The following is a 26,775-nucleotide window of genomic DNA, read 5'->3' on the forward strand; positions in this document are numbered from 1 at the left end:
CCAAGTGTTTCACTTTGAAAACAAGGTGGTGAGAATCTGTGGCATCATTACGCGATATAAAATCTCGTATTACTTCGACGAAGAAGACGAGCCAAATTACAAAAGCCATGCAAATGGTATCTGCTGCAAAGATGAATCGTGCGGAAATGAACGCGAAAGCTTTCGTTCCTTACATGACGAAGATTCAAGAGGTTACTGCTTCGATCGCACAAGGAAGTAAGGGCGTGCAAAACCCATTGCTTACAAGCCGTCCGGTAAAAAAGACTGGGTATGTAGTCATTTCTTCTGACCGTGGTCTTGCGGGTGCATACAACAGTAACGTGCTAAGGCAGCTTTTTAATACAATTAAAAGCCGTCACAAATCAAACGATGAGTTTGCGATTATCGCAATCGGACGTGTAGGCCGTGACTTTTTTAAGAAACGAAATATGCCGGTTATTCTGGACATCATTGGAGTTCCAGATCAACCAAGCTTCGCTGAAATAAAAGACATCGCTTCAAAGACCGTTGGTATGTTTGCTGACGAAACATTTGATGAGTTGTACCTATATTACAGCCACTACGTAAGTGCGATTCAACAGGATGTAACGGAGAAGAAACTTCTCCCTCTAACTGATATTCAATCAGAAGGGAAACTTACATCTTACGAGTTTGAACCATCTGCGGAGGAAATTCTTGATGTCCTATTGCCACAGTACGCGGAGAGCCTAATTTATGGCGCCCTTCTTGACAGTAAAGCAAGTGAGCACGCTGCAAGGATGACTGCTATGAAGAATGCAACAGACAACGCAAATGATCTAATCAGCAACCTAAGCCTTGTCTACAACCGTGCACGTCAAGCGGCAATTACACAAGAGATAACAGAAATTGTTGGTGGAGCAGCGGCACTAGAATAGCGGAAGCGGCTCGAACAGCTCCGACAGGCATAAGACGAACACCGCAAGAGGTCCTGACCTCTGGAGGGGTTTGGCTTATGACCTAGGAATAATGGCATTAAATTATTCCCCGAGGAGCTAGCCGCTGGAGCTGGACACCGAAACACAATAACATTCTTCTATGGACCTGATATCCATAGATTATATTTGCTAAGTTTTATGAAGTATTAGGGAGGGAACACAATGACTAAAGGACGCGTTCTTCAAGTTATGGGTCCGGTTGTTGACGTAAAGTTCGAAAGCGGTCATCTACCACAGATCTATAATGCACTTAAAATTGTAAACAACGCGCAGAGCGAATCTGAAGTTGATATCAACTTAACCCTTGAAGTTGCCCTTCACTTAGGTGACGATACAGTTCGTACCATCGCAATGGCTTCTACTGATGGATTAACTCGTGGAATCGAAGTAGAAGACACTGGTGCTGCTATCTCTGTACCAGTTGGTGATGTAACACTTGGACGTGTATTTAACGTACTTGGTGAGGCAATCGACTTAAATGAGGAGATTCCTGCGAGTGCTCGTCGCGACTCTATCCATAGAGAAGCACCAAAATTCGAGCAACTTTCTACACAAGTAGAAATTCTTGAAACAGGTATCAAAGTAGTAGACCTACTTGCTCCATATATTAAAGGTGGAAAAATCGGTCTATTCGGTGGTGCCGGTGTAGGTAAAACAGTTCTTATCCAGGAGTTAATCAACAACATCGCTCAAGAGCACGGCGGTATCTCAGTATTCGCAGGTGTTGGTGAGCGTACACGTGAAGGTAACGACCTTTACCACGAAATGACTGACTCTGGAGTTATTAAGAAAACAGCGATGGTATTCGGACAAATGAACGAGCCGCCTGGAGCACGTATGCGTGTTGCTCTAACGGGTCTGACAATGGCTGAATTCTTCCGTGATGATCAAGGACAAGACGTTCTTTTCTTCATGGATAACATCTTCCGTTTCACACAAGCAGGTTCTGAGGTTTCTGCCCTTTTAGGTCGTATGCCATCAGCGGTAGGTTACCAACCAACTCTTGCTACTGAAATGGGTAGACTGCAAGAACGTATCACATCTACTAACGTAGGTTCTGTTACATCTATCCAAGCGATTTACGTACCTGCCGATGACTATACGGATCCGGCTCCAGCTACAACTTTCGCTCACTTAGATGCAACAACTAACCTTGAGCGTAAGCTTTCTGAGATGGGTATCTACCCTGCGGTGGATCCACTTGCTTCAACTTCTCGTGCCTTGTCACCTGATATCGTTGGAGAAGAGCACTACTCAGTAGCTCGTCAAGTACAATCAACATTACAACGTTATAAAGAACTTCAAGATATCATTGCGATCCTAGGTATGGATGAGCTTTCTGATGAAGATAAGCTTATCGTAGCTCGTGCTCGTCGTATCCAGTTCTTCTTATCTCAAAACTTCCACGTGGCTGAACAGTTCACGGGACAACCAGGTTCGTATGTTCCTGTTAAAGAAACGGTTAAAGGCTTCAAAGAAATCCTAGAAGGTAAGTATGACCATCTTCCAGAAGATGCATTCCGTCTTGTAGGTAGAATTGAAGAAGTAATCGAATCTGCAAAGAAAATGGGCGTAGAGGTCTAAAATAGGACCAGGAGGGTAAAAAATGAAGACGATTAAAGTCAGTGTTGTTACTCCCGATGGCCCGGTGTATGAATCAGATGTGGAAATGGTAAGCACGAAAGCTCAAAGTGGTGAGCTAGGGATCTTACCAGGACATATTCCAATGGTCGCACCGTTACAAATTGGATCTGTTCGTTTGAAAAACGGCGGCAAAACAGAATACGTAGCAGTAAGTGGCGGTCTTTTAGAAGTTCGTCCAGACCAAGTATCCATCTTGGCTCAATCTGCGGAAGTATCTGATAGCATCGACGTCGAACGCGCACTACGTGCAAAAGAGCGTGCAGAAGAACGCCTGCGCGAACAACAACGTGCACACGTAGACTTCAAGCGTGCCGAAATGGCATTGCAACGTGCCATCAACCGTATCTCTGTTTCAGAGAAGCGATAAAACAATCAATCAACCCCCTTGGGCGATCCTAAGTCAGATCGTCGGAGGGGGTTTTTTATGTTTATATTTTGGTGGAGCGGGGAATAAGAGGGTGTTAGGTTCCCATGAGCGAGGAAAAAGCAGTGTGACGGTAACCATTATCAGGCTTTAGTGCCCGTGAAGCTGGAAAAAAAGCTCGTATGGTAACTGAAAGGGTGATTCAGTGCCCGTGGAGCAAGTAAAAAAGTTCGTATGGTAACTGAATCAAACAAAGCCTCATCAGCATAACTCAATGATCTACTAATCCTCCAAAAATAATAATATTTTCATATTTTATTGATTATTCTCACAGACAAACACCGCTTTTTACCATTTAATAGAATAAAGATTATTATTTCACATACTATATCCTCGAGGGACAAGAAAACATTTTTTTAGAAATTCCAATAAAAGTCTTTGGCTTGTCGACACAAATTTGTAACAGTGTTATAATGAATTCGGTTACATATTTAAATGTTTAGAAAATTATAAGACATTGGAGGGGATGGACATGGAGCTATTAAATGTATATCAGAATAACTATCTGATTGTCTTTGTGTTTCTATGTCTTGGTGTTTTATTACCTGTGGTTGCGCTGTTTCTGGGGAAACTATTGCGTCCGTATAAGCCTTATGATGCGAAGTACACCACATACGAAAGCGGAATTGAACCATTTCACGATTCTAGAGTGCAGTTCAATGTCCGCTATTATATTTTTGCTCTAATGTTTGTAATCTTTGATGTTGAAACCGTGTTTCTTTATCCATGGGCAGTAGCTTATGAGAAACTCGGTATCTTTGCATTGATTGAAATGCTTATTTTCGTATTAATGCTGCTTGTAGGACTTGTCTACGCTTGGAAGAAGAAGGTGTTAAAATGGACTTAAAATTGGAAAACATCTCACCAGAAGAATTAGAAGAGTTAAAGAGAAATGTATTTTTAACAACACTTGAACAAATTAAAGCCTGGGCGCGAAGCAATTCATTGTGGCCAATGACGTTTGGGCTTGCTTGCTGTGCGATCGAAATGATGGGCGTAGGATCTTCACACTATGACCTTGACCGGTTCGGATCGTTTTTTCGTACGTCACCACGTCAGTCAGATGTCATGATTGTGTCAGGTACCGTGACGAAGAAAATGGCGCCAATTGTTCGACGACTATACGATCAAATGCCTGAACCTAAGTGGGTAATCGCGATGGGGTCATGTGCTACAGCAGGTGGACCTTATGTGAAATCCTATTCGGTGGTAAAGGGAGTTGACCAAATCGTACCGGTCGATGTGTATATCCCAGGCTGCCCTCCTAACCCAGCAGCACTTATTTACGGAATTAATAAATTAAGAGAAAAAATTCGCTATGAGGCTAAGACTGGGAAGAGGGTGATTTAATCCATGAGTGGGGAAAAGGACCTGGAACAGTTAAAGAAGGAAGCTGCGGAAAAAGCCAAAGCTGCCGCACTTGCAAAAATGAAAGCGAAGGAAGCTTCAACAGATGCATCCAATGATAAGCCGATGACGGATGAGGAAAAAGCAAAGGCGAAGGCCGCTGCCGCAGCAAAGGCAAAAGCTGCTGCATTAGCAAAAATGAAGGAAAAAGAGCAAGCTGAGGAAGAGTCGTCTAGCTCGGAGGACACGGATTTAGCTAAACAAAAAGCTGCCGCCGCTGCCAAAGCGAAAGCCGCAGCAGCCGCAAAAGCAAAGGCCGCTGCACTAGCAAAACAGCAAGGTGGAGCAGAAGAAGCACCAGCAGAAGGTGACGAAAAGGCCAAAGCCATCGCCGCTGCCAAAGCGAAAGCCGGAGCAGCCGCAAAAGCAAAGGCCGCTGCACTAGCGAAACAGCAAGGTGGGGCGGAAGAAGCACCAGCGGGAGATGACGAAAAGGCCAAAGCCATCGCAGCAGCAAAGGCAAAAGCTGCAGCAGCTGCCAAAGCGAAAGCTGCCGCACAAGGCGGAGCTCCTGGAGATGATGAAAAAGCAAAGGCGATTGCCGCCGCCAAAGCCAAAGCTGCCGCAGCAGCAGCTGCAAGAGCAAAGGCAAAGCCTGTGGAAGAAGAGGCTCCTGAAGAGTTGGTCCCATCTCCAAACCAACCGTATTTGGATAAATACGTGAAGGTGATTGAAGAGCATCTCGGCAAAGATGTATTGGAAGACTTCTATATTAATAATCTGTCGAAGGACGTACCAACCTTGGTGGCAAAGCCAGAAACCTATTATAAAATTGCTGAGTTCCTTCGCTACAATGAGCAGCTTGGTTTTAATTATTTATCAGAGTTTCATGGGGGAGATTTTGAGACGCACATGGAAGTGTATGCTCATCTTTACTCATATAATAACAGGCAATCCGTTGCGTTAAAGGTGAAGATTGATCGTGAGAAACCTGAGGTGGAGTCGCTTTCTAAGCTTTGGGCAGGTGCCAACTGGCCTGAGTGTGAAGCGTATGACTTACTGGGAATTCAGTTTAAAAATCATCCGAACTTATACCGAATTATGCTCGGTGATGATTGGATTGGTCACCCTCTACGCAAAGACTATGAACCATACGATGTGGAGGTGTAACGAGTGCTTCGAACGGAAGAAATGCTATTAAATGTAGGACCTCAGCATCCAAGTACGCATGGTGTTTTCCGACTGGTGTTAAAAATTGATGGAGAAATCATCAAGGAAGCAAAACCAGTCATTGGATATTTACACCGCGGAACGGAAAAGTTAGCTGAGAATCTACAATACACTCAAATCATTCCTTACACAGACAGACTCGATTACTTAGCAGCAATGACGAACAACTACGTGCTCTGTCATGCAGTTGAAACGATGATGGATCTAAAGATTCCGGACCGAGCAGAATACCTGAGAGTCATTGCGATGGAGCTTGGTCGTGTCGCGAGCCATTTGGTTTGGTGGGGTACATATTTACTTGATATTGGAGCGGTAAGTCCGTTTCTTTACGCATTCCGTGAGCGTGAAATGATTATTAATATGTTAAATGAATTATCTGGTGCACGCCTTACCTTTAACTACATGCGTGTAGGCGGCGTGAAGTGGGATGCACCTGAGGGTTGGATTGAAAAAGTGGGCGAGTTTATTCCATATATGCGTGAGCAGCTGAAAGGCTACCATGACCTTGTGACGGGGAATGAAATCTTCATGAACCGTGTGAAGGGTGTAGGTCGCTACACGAAAGAAGATGCAATTAATTACTCACTAAGTGGAGCTAACCTAAGATGTACGGGAGTCAAATGGGATCTTCGTAAAGATGAGCCGTATTCAATTTATGATCGTTTTGACTTTGATGTTCCTGTTCAAGAAGGTGGAGACGCATGGGCAAGATACCATGTTCGTCTAGATGAGCTCGAGGAATCTTTGAAAATCTTAGAACAAGCGGTCGAGCAGTTCCCGAAAGAGGGAGAGATCCTCGCGAAAGTCCCAAAGATTATTAAAGCACCCAAGGGTGAGGCTTACGTTCGTATTGAGTCACCTCGTGGAGAAATTGGATGTTATATCGCGAGTGATGGAAAAAAAGAGCCGTACCGCTTGAAGTTTAGAAGACCTTCTTTTTACAATTTGCAAATTCTTCCGAAGCTATTGGAGGGAGAAAATATAGCAAACTTAATCGCGATTTTAGGTGCAATTGATATTGTCCTAGGGGAGGTTGATGGCTAATGGTAGAGGGACTGCTGCAATCACAACCAGGACTCTTAAACTTTGGGATTTTCTTTTTACTAGCAACGGTTCTATTATTAGTGGTTTTAGGATTTGTTACGTATGCCATTTTAGCAGAGAGAAAAGTCATGGGATTTATGCAGTTGCGTCAAGGACCGAATCAGGTTGGTGGACGCTGGGGCCTTTTGCAAACGGTAGCTGACGTATTAAAGCTTCTATTAAAAGAAGACACGATTCCAAAGCTAGCAGACCGCCCACTCTTTATCCTTGCTCCTGTCATTGCATTCGCACCGGCATTTATGGTGCTAGCAACGATTCCGTTAACTGATCATCTGCAGTTTGCTGATATTGGTGTTGGGTTATTGTACTATATCGCCATTTCCGGTTTAACCACTGTGGGAGTGGTAACAGGTGGATGGGCATCGAATAATAAGTACGCCCTACTTGGTGGGATGCGTGCGGCTGCCCAAATGATTTCCTACGAAATCCCACTCGTTATGTCGGTGATTGGGGTTATCCTTTTTGCAGGCAGCTTGAATTTAAACGATATCGTCGCCGCTCAAGATGAGCAAGGCTGGTTCATACTTTGGCAACCGATTGCGTTTCTTGTCTTTATCATCGCGTCCGTTGCTGAGTTAAACCGTACACCTTTTGACTTACCAGAAGCCGAGTCCGAACTAGTAGCCGGATTCCACGTCGAGTACTCAGGCTTCCGTTGGGCATTTTTCATGCTCGCGGAATATGTATACTTATTCGCAATGGCATCACTAACAACCGTATTATTTTTAGGAGGATGGCTACCACCATTCGACTTCTTAGGATTCATCCCAGGAGCCGTATGGTTCGCCCTAAAATTCAGCGTCGTCATCTTCTTCCTAGTCTGGATCCGAGTAACCTTCCCACGCCTAAGAGCAGACCAACTAATGGAATTCGGATGGAAAGTACTATTACCAGTAGCCTTAGCAAACATTTTCTTAACAGCATTGGTTAAAGAATTACTAAAGCTTTTCTAAAAATAAAACTCTGTTAGGGTAAAGTGTATTTTGTATTTGTTGATTGGAGCGGAGGGTGCTTGACTCCTGGGGGATCAGCGTACAGGAGAGACCCCGCAGAAGCGTTAGCGCCGAGGAGGCTCTCCGAACGCCCCCCGGAAAGCAAGCGCCCGGAGCGGAAATCAACACCAGAGTTTAACAAACACATTAAAGGAGCTGTTTCGCCTGAAGGAGCCTTTGTTGCAAAGCAACACCAGCGAACGGAAGGCGAAATAGATCCTTTGCCCAAACAAAGCCTACTTACTAGAGAGGGTGAGTCAACGTGCTTGGATTAGCAAAAGGGTTAGCCTATACACTCAAGAACCTAACAAGGGAAAAAGTAACCTACGATTATCCAAATGAGCCGCTGCCACTTCCGGACCGGTTCCGTGGGATACAGAAGTTTTACCCCGAAAAATGTATCGTCTGTAATCAGTGTGCAGCCATTTGTCCAACCGATTGCATTCAATTGACCGGGAAAAAACACCCTGACCCTACGAAAAAAGGAAAAATCATTGATACGTATGATATCAATTTCGAAATCTGTATCCTATGCGATCTTTGTACGGAGGTATGTCCGACAGAGGCCATCATTATGACGAATAACTTTGAACTCGCGGAATATAGCCGAGATGAGCTTTTTAAAAACCTAGAATGGTTAGATGAAAACGATGAAAATATTCGGAAGGTGAATAAAGCATGACAGTTACGGGTGAATTAATCGCATTTATGTCGCTAGCGCTCGTTGCGGTCATTGGCGGCGTTCTGTTATTGAATTTAACGAAGGTTGTTCATATGATCGTGGCTCTTGTGTTCACCTTTGTGAGCATTGCGGGAATTTACGTGATGCTCTCTGCTGAATTTGTCGCAGCGGTTCAAATATTAATCTACTCAGGCGCCATCACCATCATTATGCTATTTGGGATCATGCTTACCCGTCATAATGATACGAGCGAACCAGAAGAAGGTTGGATTCGAAAGACTCTCCTTTTTATCGGTGTCCTTGGTTTTGCGGTTGTGATGTATATCGGGTTGTATGATTTAGATTTGGCCTCTGTACCAAATACTCTTCATGAAAATAATACCGAGCAAATTGGTGTGGCGCTTTACTCAAAGTTTGTCATTCCATTTGAAATCACTTCTGTCATCTTGTTAGTTGCTTTGATCGGAGCGATTGTGTTGGCGAAAAAAGATGATGAAAAGGAGGCGAATAAGGAATGAGCTCAGTTCCCGTTTCAGCCTACCTCACGCTTGCGTTAATTCTGTTTTGTATCGGATTGTACGGTGCATTAACGAAGCGAAATACGGTTATCGTATTAATTTCCATTGAATTAATGCTAAACGCAGTCAATATTAATCTGGTTGCCTTTAGTAAGTACGGTGCGAATCCAGGGATTACGGGTCAAGTGTTTGCATTATTTTCGATCGCTGTGGCAGCAGCGGAGGCAGCCGTTGGGTTGGCGATTTTAATTGCCCTTTACCGTAATCGAAAAACCGTTAATATGGATGAAATGAACACCTTAAAGCATTAAGAAAAATATGACTCGCTTATTACAGCGGGCCTCAATCAAACGCGCAACATAACAAAACCGATGCGCGTTCTAAAAAGGGGATTGTGATATTGATGGAAAATGCATGGATCATACCGCTTTTCCCGCTACTATCATTTTTGTTCCTTCTTCTGTTCGGAAAAAAGCTTAAAGAAAACAGCGCCTATGTCGGAATCCTGCTAGTGGGTGTTTCGTTTGTGTATTCGCTCATCGTCTTATTTGCGCGTTTTACACAACCGACCTATAAAGCAGAGGGCATATGGCTTTCGATCGGAGATGTTCAACTAACAGCGGGTTTTGAAGTAAACCAGTTAAATGCGCTAATGCTCGTCATCGTATCTCTCGTTAGTTTGCTTGTACATACGTATTCAAAGGGATATATGCACGACGATGAACGCTTTCATGTGTTTTATGCGTATTTAGGATTATTTACGTTTGCAATGCTTGGTTTGGTTTTATCACCGAACCTTTTACAAACGTATATTTTCTGGGAATTAGTCGGGGTTGGTTCCTTCCTATTAATCGGTTTCTACTTTTATAAGGAAGACGCCAAAAAGGCGGCAAAAAAAGCTTTTATCATGACCCGTATTGGGGATGTTGGCCTTTTTATCGGGATGATTCTATTATTCTGGCAGGTAGGAAGCTTTGAATATGATGAGATTTTTGCTGCGGTAGAGGCGGGCTCGATTTCTGCAGGCATGATCACATTAACGGCAATCCTGATCTTTATTGGAGCCGTTGGGAAATCAGGTCAATTCCCGCTTCACACTTGGTTACCGGATGCGATGGAAGGTCCGACACCTGTGTCAGCATTAATCCATGCGGCAACAATGGTTGCGGCAGGGGTATACTTAGTAGCGGCTTTATTCCCGCTTTTCACTGCGAGTGAAACCGCGTTAATGACCGTTGCTGTGATTGGAGCAGTTACCGCGATCTTTGCGGCTAGTATCGGCTTAGTTCAAACCGATATCAAACGGGTCCTTGCTTACTCAACGGTATCTCAGCTTGGTTATATGATGTTAGCACTTGGATCGGCAGGATATGTAGCTGGGGTATTCCACCTGATGACACACGCGTTTTTCAAAGCGTTATTGTTCTTAGCCGCAGGCAGTGTCATCCATGCCGTTCATACGCAAAACATTGAAGAAATGGGTGGCTTATGGAAAAAGCTTCGCGTCACTGGTCCATTATTTTTAGTGGGAACATTGGCAATTAGTGGAGTTCCATTATTCTCAGGGTTTTTTAGTAAAGATGAAATCTTAATTTCAGCTTGGGTTCATGGAAACACAGCATTATTTTGGTTAGCTGTGATCGCTGCTTTCTTTACGGCTTTTTATATGTTCCGTTTATTCTTCCTCGTCTTTACGGGTGAGGCTAGAAAAGAAATCAAAAATGTACACGAGTCACCTTCAGTGATGACACTTCCTATGGTGGTGCTTGGCGTACTGGCTGTGGTTGCTGGATATGTGAACACACCTTGGTTTGGGACATTTTTAGGCGATTGGTTAGTGGAAGGCAATGAAGCACTTGGCCATGGTCACGTCGAAGGTCCAGCGTGGATCATGATTGTGGCAACACTTGTGTCACTTGCGGGAATTTTCCTTGCTTATCTCATGTATGGGAAAAAATCTCTGTCACGCGATTGGTTATCCAGCCGTACACCAGTGACGTACAGTGTTTTATACAATAAGTATTTTATTGATGAGTTTTACGAGTTAACGATTGTGAACATTACCAAGTTCTTTAGCTTGTTCCTCAAGTATATTGAAGTGTTTATTGTGGAAGGGATCGTTAACCTGGTTACCCAGTTTGTTCAAACGTTTGGAAAAGCAGGCTCACGCGTGCATAACGGTCAGGTGCAAATGTACGGAACCGTTGCTTTCGTTGGCTTAGCTGTATTGTTTGTGATCTTTGCTGTAACAGGGGGGTACTTCGGATGAATTTGATGTTAGCACTCATCGTGTTTTCCCCGTTACTTGGGATTCTCGTTTTATCATTTATACCAAAATTGCAGGAGAGCTCCATTAAGCTAGTTGGGATTCTTGCCACTTTGCCAGCGATGGTTCTTTCATTGGCTGTTTTCTCTCAATATAAAAATGGCACAGAGCTGTTTGAGTACAATCTGAAATGGAACTGGATCCACTTTGGAATGAGTGAAGGAGTATTTGAAATTCCGTTTGAGTTAGGGATGGATGGCTTCTCATTGATCATGGTTGTTTTAACAAGCATTCTTTCTTTGTTAGCGGCCATTGCTTCGCTTCATATTAAAAAAGAGTGGAAGGGTTACTTCATGCTATTCCTTCTCCTTGAAGTAGGGATGCTCGGAGTATTCGTGGCCGAAAACCTCATTCTGTTCTTCTTATTCTTTGAAATCACGCTCATACCGATGTTCTTTTTAATCGGAAAATGGGGTTATCATGAAAAAGAAAAAGCGGCTTATAGCTTCCTGATTTACAATGGACTTGGTTCAGCTGTCCTACTGATTGTCATTATGGTGTTGTTCGCTCGCACAGGAACATCCAATATTGATGTGTTGCAGCAATTGCTTACGGCAGATGCAGGTCATGCACGTATCACAGACAACGTAAAAATGGGACTATTACTAGCATTATTAGTTGCGTTTGGTGTAAAGCTGCCAATTTTTCCGCTACATACATGGATGCTACGCGTTCATGTTCAGGCTCCACCATCGATCGTTATGCTTCACTCAGGAATTCTTTTGAAAATTGGGGCATACGGGTTAATTCGCTTTGGAATGGGCATTTTTCCAGAACAATTCACCTCCATCGCTTGGTTGCTTGCCACACTAGGTGTTGTGAACTTGCTGTATGGTGCCTTTCTTGCACTGATTCAAAAGGATTTCAAGATGGTGCTCGCGTACTCTTCGATTTCTCATATGGGAATTGTGTTAATCGGAGTGGGAGCGCTCAATGAAGCGGGGATACAAGGAGCGATCTTCCAAGTGGTTTCTCACGGCTTGATTTCTGCCTTATTGTTCTTCTTAGTAGGAATCTTTTACGAACGTTTCCATACGTCTGAAATTACCAAGCTTGGCGGAATGGCAAAAGGAATGCCGATTGCAGCTGGTTTCTTATTAGCCGGAGCAATGGCTTCACTTGGTCTACCAGGAATGAGTGGTTTCGTAAGTGAGTTCATGGCATTTTTAGGATTATTCGAAGCCATGCCGGTACTCGCTGCAGTCGGCTGCTTAGGAATCATTTTAACAGCTGTGTACTTACTGCGAGCGGTGTTAGGGATGACATTTGGAAAAGCGCACCGTGAATTCACTAGCATACCGGATATTCGTTCCTTTGAATGGGCACCGGTTCTCGTGCTTGTGATGTTAATTGTGTTAATTGGTGTTTACCCAAGTGTATTAAGTGAACCGCTACAAGCCACACTTGAGACTATCATGCTTGGGTTAGGAGGGTGATGAAGGATGGATCTTGAACAAATGTTATCGTATCAATGGGCAATTATGACACCGGAGTTCATCATCCTTGGTATTGCAACCGTCCTTTCCATCATGGACTTGTTCATGCCGAAAAACCAAGATCGAAAAATTCTTGGTTGGATAGCATTCACGGCTATTATTGCAGCGTTTGTTTCACTATTAGGGTTGGTGGATTTAGAATTAACGAGTATTTTATATGATACGTTTCGCTTAGATTCATACGCAAAAGCATTCAAGTTGTTACTGCTCCTTGGTGCAGCGCTTGTTATGTTACTCGCGATCAGCTATGAACCAAAGGAAGGGATGAGTGAATACAAGGGAGAGTTCTATTATTTGTTTTTAACCGCTTTGCTCGGAGCAATGGTTATGACGTCGAGCGGAGACTTAATCACATTATTTGTCGGACTTGAACTTTTATCACTTTCTTCTTATATATTAGCGGGCATTCGTAAAAAGCATCTTCCATCCAATGAATCAGCCATGAAATATGTCATCAATGGTGGAATTTCAACAGCTGTCACATTGTTTGGATTAAGCTATGTGTTTGGTTTGACAGGATCAACCAATTTAACCGAGATTACAGGTGTGTTATCAGCGAATTTTGATACACAGCAAATCTACTTGCTTGGGTTATCCTTTTTACTAGTATTTGTTGGTTTATCGTTTAAATTGGCATCGGTACCGTTTCATATGTGGGCGCCGGATGTGTATCAAGGGGCACCAACTCCAGTTACTGCGTTTTTAAGCGTAGTGTCCAAAACAGCTGGATTCGTGATTTTGCTTCGTATTCTATTGACTGTATACGGGGCGGCACCATCTGGTTCGAGTACGGCATCGTATCCGATGTTAATTAAGATGCAGGATTATATCGCACTGCTTGCAGGAGTGACGATGATCATCGGGAATGTGATTGCGTTACGTCAGCGTAATGTGAAACGACTATTCGCATACTCGAGTATCGCGCATGCGGGTTACCTATTGGTAGCGATAGCGGCATTGTCAGCGTTCATGTTTGACGCGATGTGGTTTTACTTAGGAGCTTACTTGTTTATGAATCTTGGTGCATTTGCCATCATTCAGCTGATCAGTGGAAAAACTGATAATGAAGATATTAGTGCATTTGCTGGCCTTTATAAGCGTTCACCCATTTTGGCTGTTTCGATGGGAGTGTTCCTCCTTTCGTTAGCGGGAATTCCTGGAACAGTAGGCTTTATCGGAAAGCTGAACATCTTTATGGGAACGTTCTATGTGGATCCAGCACACTATGTGCTAGCATCGGTCATGATCGCCACGACCGTCATTTCGTACTTCTACTATTTTGGCATTTTTACACAAATGTTCTTCCGACCAGCAGCAACCGATGAAAAAATTCAACTGCCAGCTGGAATACTCGTCGTGTTAGTCATTACGGTCGCAGCAACGATTGTATTCGGTTTATTCCCGAATTTGGCGTTTGATTTCTTGCACAATCACTTCAACGGCTTTTCGGACATGTTTCAATAAGTAATACTGGGAGAAAAACTAGCAAGAGTTGGGGGACTTTTGCTAGTTACACAACACGGTAAGATGGGGTTTTAATAGAGGAAGCAAGAAGAGGGTTGGGGAACCCTCTTCTTTTTTTATGTAAGGTTTTAAATACTGGGATGTGGGGAAAAGAGGGTTTTATGACGTGTTAGAGGAGAAAATTCAACTGGTGCACGTCATAAAGAAACGTTTATGACATGTAATGATAAAAATCATGATACATAAGGTCATAACCATGGTTTTATGACGCTTCACGCGATTACCCATAGCTTGAATATGTCATAAAACCTCCACCGATAAAAATCCCTCAAAAAAATGAAACTTTTCCTGACCCTCATTCGTCAATAATGAGGTATGTGGTTCTGTTTTCGTTAAAAAAATGATACAATGAAAGGTAGGCTTGCCCAAAGACCAATTGTACAAAGGGAGAGAAGAAGTACCGATGATCGCAGAATTTGGACATCAAGCGTTGATTAGTATTATGTCGCATTTGTTTTTTATTGCACTTGCCTGGTGGGCGCTACAGTCCATTAATTACGAAAAACTACTAAGAGCGAACCATGTGTTACAAGCACGAGTGTTATTTATATTTTTATCCATTGTGATTGGTTCTACTGTTAGTAATTTTTTCCTGGATTACCTGCTATGGTCACAACAACTACCACTAATCTTCAAATGATTTGTAAAATATAGGTCTTCTGACATTTTTATTAGCGTCTAAATTTAAGTACAATTCTCTTTGTGTGTTACTGCACAAAATCTTACATAAGACTTGTCAAAAAGTGACGACAATTCCTAAGTATGACCTTGAGCTACCTGGTAACAATGGTAGTAAGGGGAGGAATTGTAGATGAAAAAACTTTCTTATGTCTTATTAATACTTTGCTTAACAGGTTTTGCCATTATAAACATTGGGAATAAAACGATAGTAGCTAAAGAACAGCTTGACTTACTAACACTTGCATCTGTCGTGGAAGGGGAACAAATTCCCATCACTGAATGGTCTCTACATGCAAGAGAGAAAATGGATCATTTAACCAGCCTTGAGGACGTGAAGGAGTTCGGTAACGACTTGCAAAAAAAATTTCCTGAATGGTCATGGAACGTGAATTCTAAAGCGAATATGTGGGAAGCTACAGGTATAAGCACCACTGACCATGGTCCAAAGGAAAAAATCCAAGTTTTAACAACCCTCACAAATCAGCACCCTCAAACGTATATCATTTATGAGGTGAATGACGAGAATTTTTCGCAACAAACCACACAATTTCTTGAAAAGGAACTACCATTGCTGCTCTCTGACATATTTCGAGGAAAACCAACAATTTTCTCTTGTATAAAAGGCGAATTCAGTGATAAGATGAATACGTCTTTGCCTGATACTGTCAATCAATTGCTGTCACAGTTTAAGGCGGAAGAGATCGAATCATTAGACGAAAATAATTTTGTATCAACATCGGCGTATTCGCCTATGTTGTCAGAAAGTTTAACAAGCAACCAGAAAGAAATGAATCTACAAGTAGGACTTAGAACGCAAGGATTGGGCGCAAAGACTACCCTAGTAGTTGGCACACCAATCATTACGATTGAATATTAATATAGAGAAAATGGACGCGGAGGGGAATACACTTGGAAAAAATCATCGTCCGCGGCGGAAGAAGGCTTAGTGGCTCAGTGAAAGTAGAAGGCGCTAAAAATGCAGTTTTGCCTGTGATCGCCGCAACATTATTAGCAAGTGATGGAAAATGCGTAATTAAAGATGTGCCGACGCTCTCCGATGTATATACAATCAATGAAGTGTTACGCTATTTGAATGCCAATGTTGGATTTAAAGATAACACGGTAACGGTTGATGCATCTGGAGTATTAAGAGAAGAAGCACCATTTGAATATGTTAGAAAAATGAGAGCATCTGTACTAGTAATGGGTTCATTGCTAGCTCGAAATGGCCGTGCACGAGTTGCATTGCCGGGTGGCTGTGCGATTGGTTCACGTCCAATTGATCAGCATTTAAAAGGCTTCGAAGCTATGGGTGCTAAGGTAAAAGTTGGAAACGGATTTATTGAAGCCGAAGCTCCAGAAGGTCGCTTACACGGCGCAAAAATCTATCTAGACTTCCCAAGTGTCGGTGCGACTGAAAATATTATGATGGCCGCGACTCTTGCCAATGGTACAACAGTGATGGAAAACTGTGCGAAAGAGCCAGAAATTGTGGACTTAGCGAATTTCCTTAACAAAATGGGTGCCAAAGTAAGAGGAGCAGGAACAGGTACAATTCGCATTGAAGGTGTAGACGTTCTATTTGGTTGCGAGCATCATATTATTCCTGATCGTATTGAGGCTGGAACATTCATGGTCGCTTCCGCTATTACTGGTGGAAATGTGCTTGTAAGAGGAGCCGTTCCAGAACATTTAACCTCACTTATTGCGAAAATGGAAGAGATGGGCGTTATTATTGAAGAAGAGGCGGACGGCTTACGTGTCATTGGACCAGAAAAGCTTAAAGCTGTTGATATTAAAACAATGCCACATCCAGGATTCCCAACAGATATGCAATCACAAATGATGGCATTACTTCTTCACGCAAAAGGAACAAGTATGATTACGGAAACGGTATTTGAAAACCGCTTTATGCACGTGGAAGAATTCCGTCGTATGAATGCTGATATTAAAATTGAAGGTCGTTCAGTGATTATGAATGGACCATCTAACCTGCAAGGAGCAGAGGTTGCTGCAACAGATTTACGTGCGGCTGCTGCGCTTATTTTAACAGGGTTAGTGGCTGATGGCATTACTCGTGTAACAGAGCTTAAGCATTTGGACCGTGGGTATGTTGACTTCCATCATAAGCTTGCAGCACTTGGTGCAGATATCGAGCGTGTGACAGAAGTCGTTGAAACAATCCAAGAAACATACGTTAGCGATATGAATGCTTAAATAAATATATATTCGAAAATGTAAACCGTAGAAGTATTCCATACTCTGCGGTTTTTTACATTTTTATTACATAAAAAGGATGACCACCTAGAATATTGTGATGCTTCCACGATGTTTTTATTCATAAAATAAGAAAAAGTCATATTTGCTTGTCCAAGTCCATATGTATGAATGGAGACGGGACTACATATTCCTTGTTACCTAATGCGTACTGGAGGCACAAGCATAATGAAACTAAAACCATTTGTAATCGTATCCGCCATTCTATTCGTCGTCACACTCATGATTCCTACACTCGTCGTGCTCCCTTTTTCAGAGGGTAAGGTAAGTGGTAAACTTGGAGAGGAAACCGCTAAAGAGACGGTAGCTGAAGCACCACCAACGGGTCCGGCTGTAGAAGTTGCTGTCTATCGTACGGCATCAGAATCGGTTGAGACACTAGAACTCGATAACTATGTAACGGGCGTCGTTGCATCGGAAATGCCAGCCACGTTTGAACTTGAAGCATTAAAGGCACAAGCTCTTACAGCCAGAACCTATATCGTGAGACAAATGATCAGCTCGGAAAAGCTAGAGGTACCTGACGGGGCGATCGTGACGGATACAGTACAGCACCAAGTATTTAAAAATGAAGAAGAGCTTCGGAGAATTTGGGGCAAGGATTATTCTTGGAAAATAGAGAAGATCCGTAAAGCTGTACAGGAAACGAGCGGACAGATACTAACCTACGAGGGAAGCCCGATCGATGCAACGTTCTTTTCAACAAGTAATGGGTACACAGAAAATGCCGAATCAGTCTGGCAAGGGGCACTTCCTTATTTAAAAAGCGTTGAAAGTCCTTGGGATGTGAACTCAAAGGAATTTAACGGACAAAAGGTCGTTTCAGTGGCAGACTTTGAACGCCTATTAGGAGTAAAGATTGGCTCTGGTGATACAATTGGGAAAGTGGTCGAACGAACATCCAGTAACCGAGTCAGCAAAGTGGATTTTAGTGGCACGGTTTTGACAGGGCAAGACATTCGTACGAAGCTGGAGTTGAAATCCACTGACTTTACGTGGGAGCGAAAAGGCGATCAAATCGTAATTAATACAAAGGGATACGGCCATGGCGTGGGTATGAGCCAATACGGGGCGAATGGAATGGCGCAAGAAGGCAAGAACTACGTAGATATCGCGAAGTACTACTATCAAGGAGTAGAAGTCGTATCATCAAACGATCTGCTCACGAAGATTACTGCCCAGAAATAAGCTAGAGCTTTTGCTCTAGCTTATTTTTTTTCAAAAGATAAAAACGGTTGACGGCATAATAAGCTACGGTGACACCAATGACGTCCTTTACAAGGTCAATCCACGTGGCGGAGCGGTAGGGAACGAAGGACTGGTGGATTTCGTCTAGTGCCCCGTACAGGCAAGCGATGATCGCAAAGAGTAGGCTTGTCTTTTTTGTTAGTTGACCATTTCCATATAAAGCAAGGGCGAATAAAAGATACAGAATACCGAATTCAACCAGATGTAATGATTCTTTAATGATACGATCGAGGGACAAATCAGTTAGTGCGACGAATTCGTCCGCCGGGAAGCTGGAAAGTGTCCAAATGAGCGCCATATATGCAAGGGGAAGGGCCCAAAGAAATTTTTTCATAAAACATTCTCCTATCATGAATAATTGTAAAAGCTTTGTCGAAAAATAAGTCTAAAAAATTTTTTAATCACAAGGTATATATTTCTCTCACATTGTTCAAACTGGTTGCTGAGGTGATGATAAATGAGAGAGGAAGAAAAGAAACGATCTTCTCAAGATTCAAATGTTAAGCGCTTTTTAAAGAAAAGATGGGCATTCCCAGCAATTTATCTAGGAAGCGCAGCGATCATTTTAACCGCGGTTTTATGGTATCAAAACGGTGCAACAGACTCAGACAAGTTTGGGTACAACAACGAGGCTACTGACGTTACAGACAAGAAGTTCAATGAGCCAGCTGTTGAAGTATCACGTACAATGGAAAACTTTGTAATGCCGGTAACAGATCCAAACAAAGTCGAAATTCAAAAGCAATTCTATGATAATAACGGCTCAGAAGAACAGCAAGAAGCAGCCCTAGTATTCTACGACAATTCATACCATCCAAACACAGGTATTGATATTGTTCAAAAAGACGGGGAAGCATTCGATGTAGTAGCAGCTCTTAGCGGAACCGTTACGAAAGTGGTTGATAACGATTCCCTACTTGGAAATGTGATTGAAATTGAGCATGACAAAGGCATTGTAACACAATATCAATCAGTTAGTGACATCAAAGTAAAAGTGGGCGATGAAGTAAAGCAAGGTAAGTCAATCGCAACAGCAGGTGAAAGCCTTGTTAATGAAGAAGCTGGCGTTCACGTACACTTTGAAATTCGCAAAGATGGAGTCGCTCTAAATCCAATTGACTACTTCCAAAAGCCTTTAAGTGCACTGAAAGATGTTAATGTGTCTGATATGGAAAACAGCGGAAAAGATGATCCAAATGCAGTAGAAGAAGAAGAGGAAGCAACGGATGATGAAGCAGAAAAGAAAGCTGCTGAAGAAGAAGATGCGGACAAGTCTACTGAAAAAGAAGGAACAGATTCTGGTAAAGAAGAAACTCCTGGAACTGAAGAAGGAACTGACAGCACAGATAATTCTGATGCATAGGATATAGTAAGAGGAAACCCGCCATGTGCGGGTTTTTTTGTTGAGGAGAAGGAACTTTGTTATCAAGTGTCCACCTGAGACGGACAAAAACCGAAATTTGTCCACGTGCGGTGACAGACACCCTAGTTAGTAATTTCTTAATTATTGGAAAAATTCAAAATCTATCGTATAATATTTCGAAAGACGAAGTTTAATAGGGGGAGTTTCATTTGTCATACCTTACATATCCATATCGATCGCAGCGAATGGCGACGATTGCTAGAAATGGCATGGTGGCGACATCTCAGCCACTGGCAGCACAGGCAGGGCTTGATATGCTAAAAAAGGGCGGAAATGCCGTGGATGCGGCGATTGCGACAGCTGCGTGCTTAACCGTCGTTGAACCAACGTCAAATGGCATCGGTGGCGATGCATTTGCCCTTGTTTGGATCAAAGATAAACTGTACGGCTTAAATGGGAGCGGACCTTCCCCGCAAGGAATATCAATTGAAAAAGTAAAAGAGCTCGGACATGAACAAATGCCATCCCACGGATGGATTCCGGTCACGGTACCTGGTGCACCCTCTGCATGGGCGAAGCTCTCCAAACGCTTCGGACGTTTGCCATTAACGGAAGTGTTACAACCGGCGATTTCATATGCACGTGATGGCTATCCAGTTTCCCCAACGCTTGGGAAGTACTGGGCTGGTGCGTATAAAATTTATCAGAAGCGCTTTGGTGATGATGATTCCTACAAAGAATGGTTCCGCGTGTTTGCTCCAGATGGAAAGCCGCCACAAATCGGTGAGATGTGGAAGTCGGAGGATCATGCGAATACCCTTCAAGAAATTGCTGAAACAAATGCTGAAAGTTTTTACCGTGGCCGATTGGCAGATGAAATTGACGCTGCTTCTAAGGCTCATGGAGGATTTTTACGAAAAGAGGATTTAGCAGCCTACCAAGCGGAGTGGGTCGATCCGATTAGTGTAAACTACCGCGGCTACGATGTGTGGGAAATTCCACCGAACGGACAGGGCTTGGTTGCGCTTATGGCACTCAATATATTAAAAGGCTACGAGTTTTCACATCGTGAAGATTTAGCTGGATTGCATCTGCAATTAGAAGCGATGAAGCAGGCATTTACAGACGGGAAAACCTATATTACGGATCCAACCACGATGAAAGCAAGGGTTTCAGATATGCTTTCGGAGGAATTTGTCGAGCAGGCACGTGAAAAAATCAAAGACGAAGCTCAGATACCAGAACCAGGCACACTTCCAAAGGGTGGAACGGTGTATTTGGCGACTGCTGATGGGGAAGGAAATATGGTTTCTTTTATCCAAAGTAACTATATGGGCTTTGGCTCTGGAATCGTCGTTCCCAACACAGGGATTGGACTGCAAAATCGTGGCCATGATTTCTCATTGAATGAGGAGGACGAAAATGCGCTAGCTCCTGGGAAAAAGACGTATCATACGATTATTCCTGGTTTTATAACGAAGGATGGCGAGGCAGTCGGACCGTTTGGCGTGATGGGTGGATATATGCAGCCACAAGGTCATGTACAGGTAGCGATGAATATGATTGATTATGACCTCAATCCACAAGCGGCGCTGGATGCTCCTAGATGGCAATGGATATCAGGAAAGAAAATAGAAGTAGAGCATGATTTCCCGAATCATCTGGTTCAGGGTCTAGTGAGAAAAGGACATGAGATGTTTGTTGCTCATGATTCTGGCGGATTTGGTCGAGGTCAGGTAATTGTTCGCAATCCAGAGACTGGCGTGCTTACGGGAGGTACGGAGAAACGTACGGACGGTAGCATTGCTAGTTATTAAGGGGAGACTTCTCTATGAAAAAGCTATTGTTAACAGGGTTTGAACCGTTTCTAAATCATCCGATCAATCCAACAGAGGATATCGTGTTAAGACTGGATGGAGCACAAATTGGTGATTACGAGGTGAAGGGGGTACTTTTGCCGGTAGATTTTGAAAAAGCACCAGTGACGATATTGGAAGCGGTTCGTGAGTTTGATCCTGATGCGGTCCTGTCGCTAGGCCTTGCTGCTGGACGAACGGAAATAACACCAGAGCGGATTGCCATTAATTGTCGCGACGGGGCAGCGGATAATAGCGGGAGAGCTTTAGTGGATTCTAAGATCGTTGAAGAGGGAGCGGACGGCTATTTTTCTACGCTTCCTATTCGGATGCTAGTGGATGCTCTTAATGAGAAAGCTTATCCTGCTAGGATCTCCAACAGTGCGGGTACGTATTTATGCAACAATGTGATGTACACCGTTTTACATGAGTTGAAGGAGAAGCAATTGGATATTCCAGCTGGCTTTGTACATGTTCCGGCCTCCCACGAACTTGTGATCGATGAGAAAAAAGCGATGCCAAGCTGGTCCTCAAGAGACTTGTTTGAAGCCGTTAAAATAATGATTAAGACATTGAGCATATGAGCTTTTCACATGCTTTTTTCATGTTGCCAATTTGGGTGGGGTTTCTAATTTCAACATAGTGATAACTCATATGACAAACTCTTTGAAAGAAAAAAGTTTTCGACGGATGTTTTAAAAGGAAGGTATTGGTAATGCTGTGTTTCCTAGTTGTATCTTCAAATTTCGACAAGCCCTCTGGAAATTTAATGGCTAGTCTTACTTGACCAAGAGACAGTTTATGTAGATAATAAATATTGAATTTTCATAAAATTTCAGAAAAGTAAAAATTGTTAACGCTTTCACATAAAAGGAGGCAAGAAATGATCTTTTTTGGCTTACTTCTCATCTCTGTCGTTTGTTTGTTTTTTGCATTTAAAAAGAAAAGACCCTTCTTCTTAGTCATTCCATTCCTATCCATTTTCGTCTACTTCATCGTACAAATCATCCTAGTTCCTATGCCATTCATTGATACCATCAAATTTATCTTCAGCTTAAGCTAGTACGGTTGTTGACTTTTTCTCGCATAACTGGCGGGTAAAAGTTCATATACATTTTTTCGAATAGAAAGGAGGATATGTTTTACAAAAAACAGTTCATCTAGACACGCACAGGAACATCATTTTTCATGGGGGTGTAAGTGTGAAGAAAATTGAGAAAGAAGTAGCCGATCGTTATTTCCGAGAAAGAACTCGCAATATTATTATTTATTTTATCGTCTGGTTTCTCGTTTCTTTTGGGGTGGTCTTTTTTGCTGAGCCACTAAGTCAGTATTCCATTAATGGATTTCCACTCCATTATTTCATGGGAGCTCAAGGGGCAGTGATTACGTTTATCATTTTACTATTTGTTAATGCGAAGCTTAGTGACAATGTGGATAAAAAATACGGAATTGATGAGAGCAAAAATGAACAAATCAGTTCTGGAAAAGTGTTCGAGCATTAAAGGGGAATGCTCGGGGTCTAAAATAGAAAAAGACGAAATCAATCAATAGGGGGGAATACATTTGGATACACAATTCTTGGTCTCATTAACGATCATTTTAGCGACGTTTGCCCTGTATATCGGGATTGCCATTTATAATAAGGCGAAGGCAACCTCTGATTTCTATGTAGCCGGACGCGGGGTACCGCCTATTTTTAACGGAATGGCCATTGGGGCGGACTGGATGAGTGCAGCTTCATTCATTGGTATGGCGGGTACGATCATGCTACTCGGATACGATGGGCTTGCTTATATCATGGGCTGGACGGGCGGTTACTTATTGCTGACGTTCTTGCTTGCTCCTCAGCTACGTAAGTACGGTCGCTACACGGTTCCTGAATTTATCGGTGACCGCTTTGACAGCCATACGGCTCGAGTGATTGCGGCTGTCATTACAATTATTATTTCTTTTACGTATTCGATCGGTCAGCTGTCAGGCTCTGGGGTAGTTATCGGACGATTGTTTGAAATCGATGCGAAGCTTGGAACGATGATCGGGGTTGTGTTAATTGCCTTCTATGCGGCGTTCGGAGGAATGAAAGGGATTACATGGACGCAGGTAGCTCAGTATATTATTTTAATTATTGCCTACTTGATTCCAGTTATCTTTATGAGTTTACAAATTACGGGCAACCCAATGCCATGGCTATCTTACGGGGAACTTGTTGGAAAGATGGGTGAACTTGACCGGGAGCTCGGCATATCAGAATACTTTGCACCATTTACAAATGGAACGAAGTGGCAGTTCCTTGCTCTTATGTTTACGCTTATGGCTGGTACTGCTGGACTTCCACACGTCATCGTTCGTTTCTATACGGTATCAACGATGAAAGCGGCTCGTTGGTCTGGAGCTTGGGCATTGCTTTTCATTGGTTTATTATACTTATCGGCACCTGCTTATGCGGCGTTTTCACGTTTTATTTTAATGACAAAAGTGGCTGGTAGTAAAATTTCTGAGCTTCCGGAATGGACAAAAACATGGGTCGACACTGGAAAGCTTCAGGTGGCGGATGCTAATGGTGATGGCATTCTTCAGTGGAGTGAGCTTGTCATTTCGAATGATATCGTCGTTATGGCGACACCTGAAATTGCCAACCTAGGGGTATTCGTCATCGGTTTGGTAGCTGCTGGTGCGATGGCTGCGGCTTTATCAACAGCAGGTGGATTGATGATTGCGATCTCCTCTTCCTTTGCACATGATATTTATTACCGTGTGTTGAAGCCAAATTCGACAGAAAAGAAACGTTTATCTGTTGCTCGTTGGTCGATCGTTATTGCGACTTTATTTGCTGGGCTTATCGCTCTTAACCCGCCAGGAGCCATCACACAAATTGTGGCTTGGGCGTTTGCATTGGCAACAGGAACGTTCTTCCCAGCACTTGTTCTTGGGGTATGGTGGAAGCGTTCGAATGCAAAAGGAGTAATCGCTGGATTATTAGTCGGCTTGGGTGTGACGTTAACGTATATCTTTGCCGCAAAATACGGTGGATTTACGATTTTAGGCATTATTGATACAGGAGCGGGAGTGTTTGGAGCAGCTGCAGCGTTCCTAACGAATATTATTGTTTCTTTATCAACGGAAGCTCCATCTCAGAAAATCCAGGAGGAAGTAATCGACTTACGCTATCCAGAGCAGATGGTGTATAAGAATGGCGAGGTTTGGATGAACGATGGAACCAAACAACTATAATGAAACCATTTTAGAGGCTGTACGGTTTCACCCCTTTTTTCAAGGGGTGGATGTCCGTACGGCCCTTTCCCTTATCGAGCTTTGCGAGCAACGGATGTTTGAAAAGCACGAAACGATGCTGAAAAAGGAGGCTCAGCGTGACGGATTGCTCCTCATCTTATCGGGGATGGCTGAAGTGTATATAAAAAATGAGCACGGGACGCAGGAGGAAGTGCTAGAGATTGTTCAAAAAGGGGAGTTGATTGGTTTTTCAAGCTTGGCTGATTTCCTAGGTGTCTCCAAACCAGGCAAGGAGGCAGCGACTCAAGTGGAGGTACGAGCGATCGAGCCTTGCAATGCCCTTTACATCCCTTTTACCGTCATTGCCAAGAGGTGGGATGACCCCAATGTTCATGATTATTTATTAGCCCAGGTGAGTGTGCGGCTTAAGGATATTTATGCCTCGTTAGCGGAGCAGGTTCAGCTTGCACGTGATTTTGGAGAAAGAGATGCGTTTATGCTGCGCGTTCAAGATTTGATGACGGAACAAGTAGTGAGTGTTTCCCCGACAACAACGGTTCAAGAGGCAGCCCTTCTGATGTTTAAAGAGCGCACAAGCTCTGTGCTTGTAACGGAAAATGGGAGACTTGAAGGAATCATTACTGAACGAGATATGGTTGAGCGGGTAATTGCGGCAGGACGATCTTTGGATTGTGTCGCGCGCGATGTCATGACACCCCATCCGGTTACGATCTCACGTTTCTCCTATTATTATGATGCGTTATCTTTAATTCTTTTAAGGGGAATCAAGCATTTGCCAGTCGTAGAAGGCGAAAAACTCCTCGGCGTGGTTACGTTATCGGACTTATTACGGAAAAAGAACGAAAATGTGATGAAGACGATTCAAAAGATCGAGCAATGCACAGAAGAGACGATTGTTTCTGTGAAAAAGGCGATTTATGACATACTTGAAACGCTTATTAAAGACAAGATTCCTATGTTAAAAACGTTAGAGATAGTGACTCAGCTGTACGATCGACTAGTAAAAAGAGCGGTGGAGCTTGCCGTCGATAAGCTAAGGGAAGAGGTTCCCTGTCACTATGCTTTCTATCAAATGGGAAGTGCGGGCCGTGGGGAGCAGTTTATGCTCACGGATCAGGATCATTTTCTTGTTTATGAGAAGGAAGAGTACAAGGAGTATTTTTCAAGATTAGGCATGGAGATGACAAACATGCTTGAAAAGGCGGGTTATGCTCGCTGTATTGGTTTGATGATGTGTAGTGAGACGAGTTGGCGGGGGACCATCTCTGAGTGGCAGGAAAGAGTCAGAGGGTGGATGCTGCAAGCGACGAATGACCATCTCTTACTAGCGCAAAACTTCTTTTCGTATCGGTTTTTAACAGGATCTCATACGTTGAATGAGAGTTTTGAAGAAGGAATACGAGAGCTATTACAGCGCTCCAAAATCTTTTTGTATCGATTGTCTCAAGTGGAGAGAGAGCATGTGATACCGACTCTAGATCAACCGATACGGTCATTATTCAAGCTTGAGCGAAAGCAACTTGATATGAAAAAGGAAGTGTTATTTCCTTATCATCATAGCTTGCAAATTCTCACTCTTTTACATGGGGGAGTGTCTGGGACGTCTATAGACAAGATCGTCTTTTTAAAAGAGAAAGGGGTTCTTTCGGACGTGTTTGCTAACGATTTGAAGCAGGCGGTGGAAGAGGTATTGCGCCTGTATGTCACTCAGCGCTGGCAGCAGCAAGGAAGGACCCATATCGAGTTTGCTAGATTATCAACACGTGAAAAAGAAGAGCTTATTCTCAGTTTAAAATCATTAAAAGAGCTGCAAAGCCAAGTGTTTGCTAATTTTACTGTATAGAAGGAGGAA

Annotated in this window: 26 protein-coding genes; 25 read left to right on the forward strand and 1 reads right to left on the reverse strand. The window is 43.1% G+C overall.

What is annotated here, in order from left to right:
* Positions 1 to 38: 38 nt before the first annotated feature.
* The 18 genes from ACVBAX_RS08510 (at position 39) to spoIID (ending at position 18,389) form a co-directional block, all read left to right on the forward strand.
* Positions 39 to 896 carry a F0F1 ATP synthase subunit gamma gene (locus ACVBAX_RS08510; RefSeq protein WP_430774495.1) on the forward strand — a complete coding sequence of 286 codons (858 nt, stop codon included), beginning with the start codon at positions 39 to 41 and terminating at the stop codon, positions 894 to 896.
* A 222-nt stretch (positions 897 to 1,118) separates the two neighbouring features.
* Positions 1,119 to 2,540, forward strand: a complete 1,422-nt coding sequence (gene atpD, locus ACVBAX_RS08515; protein WP_251520574.1) for a F0F1 ATP synthase subunit beta — start codon at positions 1,119 to 1,121, stop codon at positions 2,538 to 2,540.
* Between the two features lie 22 nt (positions 2,541 to 2,562).
* The gene (locus ACVBAX_RS08520; protein ID WP_251520576.1) at positions 2,563 to 2,967 is read left to right on the forward strand and encodes a F0F1 ATP synthase subunit epsilon; all 405 of its coding nucleotides are present in this window, start codon (positions 2,563 to 2,565) and stop codon (positions 2,965 to 2,967) included.
* Between the two features lie 529 nt (positions 2,968 to 3,496).
* Positions 3,497 to 3,871 (forward strand): NADH-quinone oxidoreductase subunit A, encoded by a 375-nt coding sequence (locus ACVBAX_RS08525; protein WP_066059966.1) that lies wholly within the window; start codon positions 3,497 to 3,499, stop codon positions 3,869 to 3,871.
* Positions 3,862 to 4,374 carry a NuoB/complex I 20 kDa subunit family protein gene (locus ACVBAX_RS08530; protein ID WP_430774497.1) on the forward strand — a complete coding sequence of 171 codons (513 nt, stop codon included), beginning with the start codon at positions 3,862 to 3,864 and terminating at the stop codon, positions 4,372 to 4,374. Before ACVBAX_RS08525 ends, ACVBAX_RS08530 begins: the two co-directional genes overlap by 10 nt.
* 3 nt (positions 4,375 to 4,377) lie before the next feature.
* A complete protein-coding gene (locus ACVBAX_RS08535; RefSeq protein ID WP_447116641.1) occupies positions 4,378 to 5,541 on the forward strand; it encodes an NADH-quinone oxidoreductase subunit C in 1,164 nt (387 codons plus the stop codon).
* Positions 5,542 to 5,544: 3 nt separating this feature from the next.
* The gene (locus ACVBAX_RS08540; protein WP_119710244.1) at positions 5,545 to 6,645 is read left to right on the forward strand and encodes an NADH-quinone oxidoreductase subunit D; all 1,101 of its coding nucleotides are present in this window, start codon (positions 5,545 to 5,547) and stop codon (positions 6,643 to 6,645) included.
* A complete protein-coding gene (gene nuoH / locus ACVBAX_RS08545; protein ID WP_447116642.1) occupies positions 6,645 to 7,658 on the forward strand; it encodes an NADH-quinone oxidoreductase subunit NuoH in 1,014 nt (337 codons plus the stop codon). Before ACVBAX_RS08540 ends, nuoH begins: the two co-directional genes overlap by 1 nt.
* Before the next feature lie 301 nt (positions 7,659 to 7,959).
* On the forward strand, positions 7,960 to 8,379 hold the full coding sequence (gene nuoI / locus ACVBAX_RS08550) for an NADH-quinone oxidoreductase subunit NuoI (RefSeq protein ID WP_066057898.1): 420 nt from the start codon (positions 7,960 to 7,962) through the stop codon (positions 8,377 to 8,379).
* Positions 8,376 to 8,897, forward strand: a complete 522-nt coding sequence (locus ACVBAX_RS08555; protein ID WP_430774500.1) for an NADH-quinone oxidoreductase subunit J — start codon at positions 8,376 to 8,378, stop codon at positions 8,895 to 8,897. Before nuoI ends, ACVBAX_RS08555 begins: the two co-directional genes overlap by 4 nt.
* Entirely contained in the window at positions 8,894 to 9,208 is a 315-nt protein-coding gene (nuoK, locus tag ACVBAX_RS08560; protein ID WP_160545851.1) for an NADH-quinone oxidoreductase subunit NuoK, read from the forward strand. Before ACVBAX_RS08555 ends, nuoK begins: the two co-directional genes overlap by 4 nt.
* An 89-nt stretch (positions 9,209 to 9,297) precedes the next feature.
* The gene (gene nuoL / locus ACVBAX_RS08565; protein ID WP_447116643.1) at positions 9,298 to 11,166 is read left to right on the forward strand and encodes an NADH-quinone oxidoreductase subunit L; all 1,869 of its coding nucleotides are present in this window, start codon (positions 9,298 to 9,300) and stop codon (positions 11,164 to 11,166) included.
* A complete protein-coding gene (locus ACVBAX_RS08570; protein WP_447116644.1) occupies positions 11,163 to 12,659 on the forward strand; it encodes an NADH-quinone oxidoreductase subunit M in 1,497 nt (498 codons plus the stop codon). Before nuoL ends, ACVBAX_RS08570 begins: the two co-directional genes overlap by 4 nt.
* 6 nt (positions 12,660 to 12,665) lie before the next feature.
* The gene (gene nuoN / locus ACVBAX_RS08575; RefSeq protein ID WP_447116645.1) at positions 12,666 to 14,183 is read left to right on the forward strand and encodes an NADH-quinone oxidoreductase subunit NuoN; all 1,518 of its coding nucleotides are present in this window, start codon (positions 12,666 to 12,668) and stop codon (positions 14,181 to 14,183) included.
* Positions 14,184 to 14,646: 463 nt separating this feature from the next.
* Positions 14,647 to 14,883 (forward strand): DUF1146 family protein, encoded by a 237-nt coding sequence (locus tag ACVBAX_RS08580; protein WP_447116646.1) that lies wholly within the window; start codon positions 14,647 to 14,649, stop codon positions 14,881 to 14,883.
* 171 nt (positions 14,884 to 15,054) lie between these two features.
* The gene (locus ACVBAX_RS08585) at positions 15,055 to 15,801 is read left to right on the forward strand and encodes a YwmB family TATA-box binding protein (protein ID WP_430774505.1); all 747 of its coding nucleotides are present in this window, start codon (positions 15,055 to 15,057) and stop codon (positions 15,799 to 15,801) included.
* 32 nt (positions 15,802 to 15,833) lie between these two features.
* A complete protein-coding gene (gene murA, locus ACVBAX_RS08590) occupies positions 15,834 to 17,141 on the forward strand; it encodes a UDP-N-acetylglucosamine 1-carboxyvinyltransferase (RefSeq protein WP_430774506.1) in 1,308 nt (435 codons plus the stop codon).
* A 225-nt stretch (positions 17,142 to 17,366) separates the two neighbouring features.
* Complete coding sequence (gene spoIID / locus ACVBAX_RS08595; RefSeq protein ID WP_447116737.1) at positions 17,367 to 18,389, forward strand: stage II sporulation protein D; 1,023 nt, start codon at positions 17,367 to 17,369, stop codon at positions 18,387 to 18,389.
* Between the two features lies 1 nt (position 18,390).
* Here spoIID and ACVBAX_RS08600 read toward each other — a convergent pair whose 3' ends face one another.
* Entirely contained in the window at positions 18,391 to 18,783 is a 393-nt protein-coding gene (locus ACVBAX_RS08600; protein WP_430774507.1) for a VanZ family protein, read from the reverse strand.
* Positions 18,784 to 18,906: 123 nt separating this feature from the next.
* Here ACVBAX_RS08600 and ACVBAX_RS08605 point away from each other — a divergent pair, with 123 nt between their 5' ends.
* From ACVBAX_RS08605 to ACVBAX_RS08635, 7 genes are all read left to right on the forward strand, one after another.
* Positions 18,907 to 19,812: a peptidoglycan DD-metalloendopeptidase family protein gene (locus ACVBAX_RS08605; RefSeq protein ID WP_430774508.1), complete on the forward strand. Its 906-nt coding sequence runs from the start codon at positions 18,907 to 18,909 to the stop codon at positions 19,810 to 19,812.
* A 209-nt stretch (positions 19,813 to 20,021) separates the two neighbouring features.
* Entirely contained in the window at positions 20,022 to 21,629 is a 1,608-nt protein-coding gene (locus ACVBAX_RS08610; RefSeq protein WP_447116647.1) for a gamma-glutamyltransferase family protein, read from the forward strand.
* 14 nt (positions 21,630 to 21,643) lie between these two features.
* On the forward strand, positions 21,644 to 22,252 hold the full coding sequence (locus ACVBAX_RS08615) for a pyroglutamyl-peptidase I (RefSeq protein ID WP_447116648.1): 609 nt from the start codon (positions 21,644 to 21,646) through the stop codon (positions 22,250 to 22,252).
* Between the two features lie 299 nt (positions 22,253 to 22,551).
* Positions 22,552 to 22,731, forward strand: a complete 180-nt coding sequence (locus ACVBAX_RS08620) for a hypothetical protein (RefSeq protein WP_430774511.1) — start codon at positions 22,552 to 22,554, stop codon at positions 22,729 to 22,731.
* A gap of 139 nt (positions 22,732 to 22,870) precedes the next feature.
* On the forward strand, positions 22,871 to 23,173 hold the full coding sequence (locus ACVBAX_RS08625) for a DUF4212 domain-containing protein (RefSeq protein WP_447116649.1): 303 nt from the start codon (positions 22,871 to 22,873) through the stop codon (positions 23,171 to 23,173).
* A gap of 61 nt (positions 23,174 to 23,234) precedes the next feature.
* Entirely contained in the window at positions 23,235 to 24,902 is a 1,668-nt protein-coding gene (locus ACVBAX_RS08630) for a sodium:solute symporter family protein (protein ID WP_447116650.1), read from the forward strand.
* On the forward strand, positions 24,883 to 26,766 hold the full coding sequence (locus tag ACVBAX_RS08635; RefSeq protein ID WP_447116651.1) for a DUF294 nucleotidyltransferase-like domain-containing protein: 1,884 nt from the start codon (positions 24,883 to 24,885) through the stop codon (positions 26,764 to 26,766). Before ACVBAX_RS08630 ends, ACVBAX_RS08635 begins: the two co-directional genes overlap by 20 nt.
* The last annotated feature ends 9 nt before the right edge of the window (positions 26,767 to 26,775 follow it).

This window comes from Robertmurraya sp. GLU-23 (genome assembly GCF_052983275.1).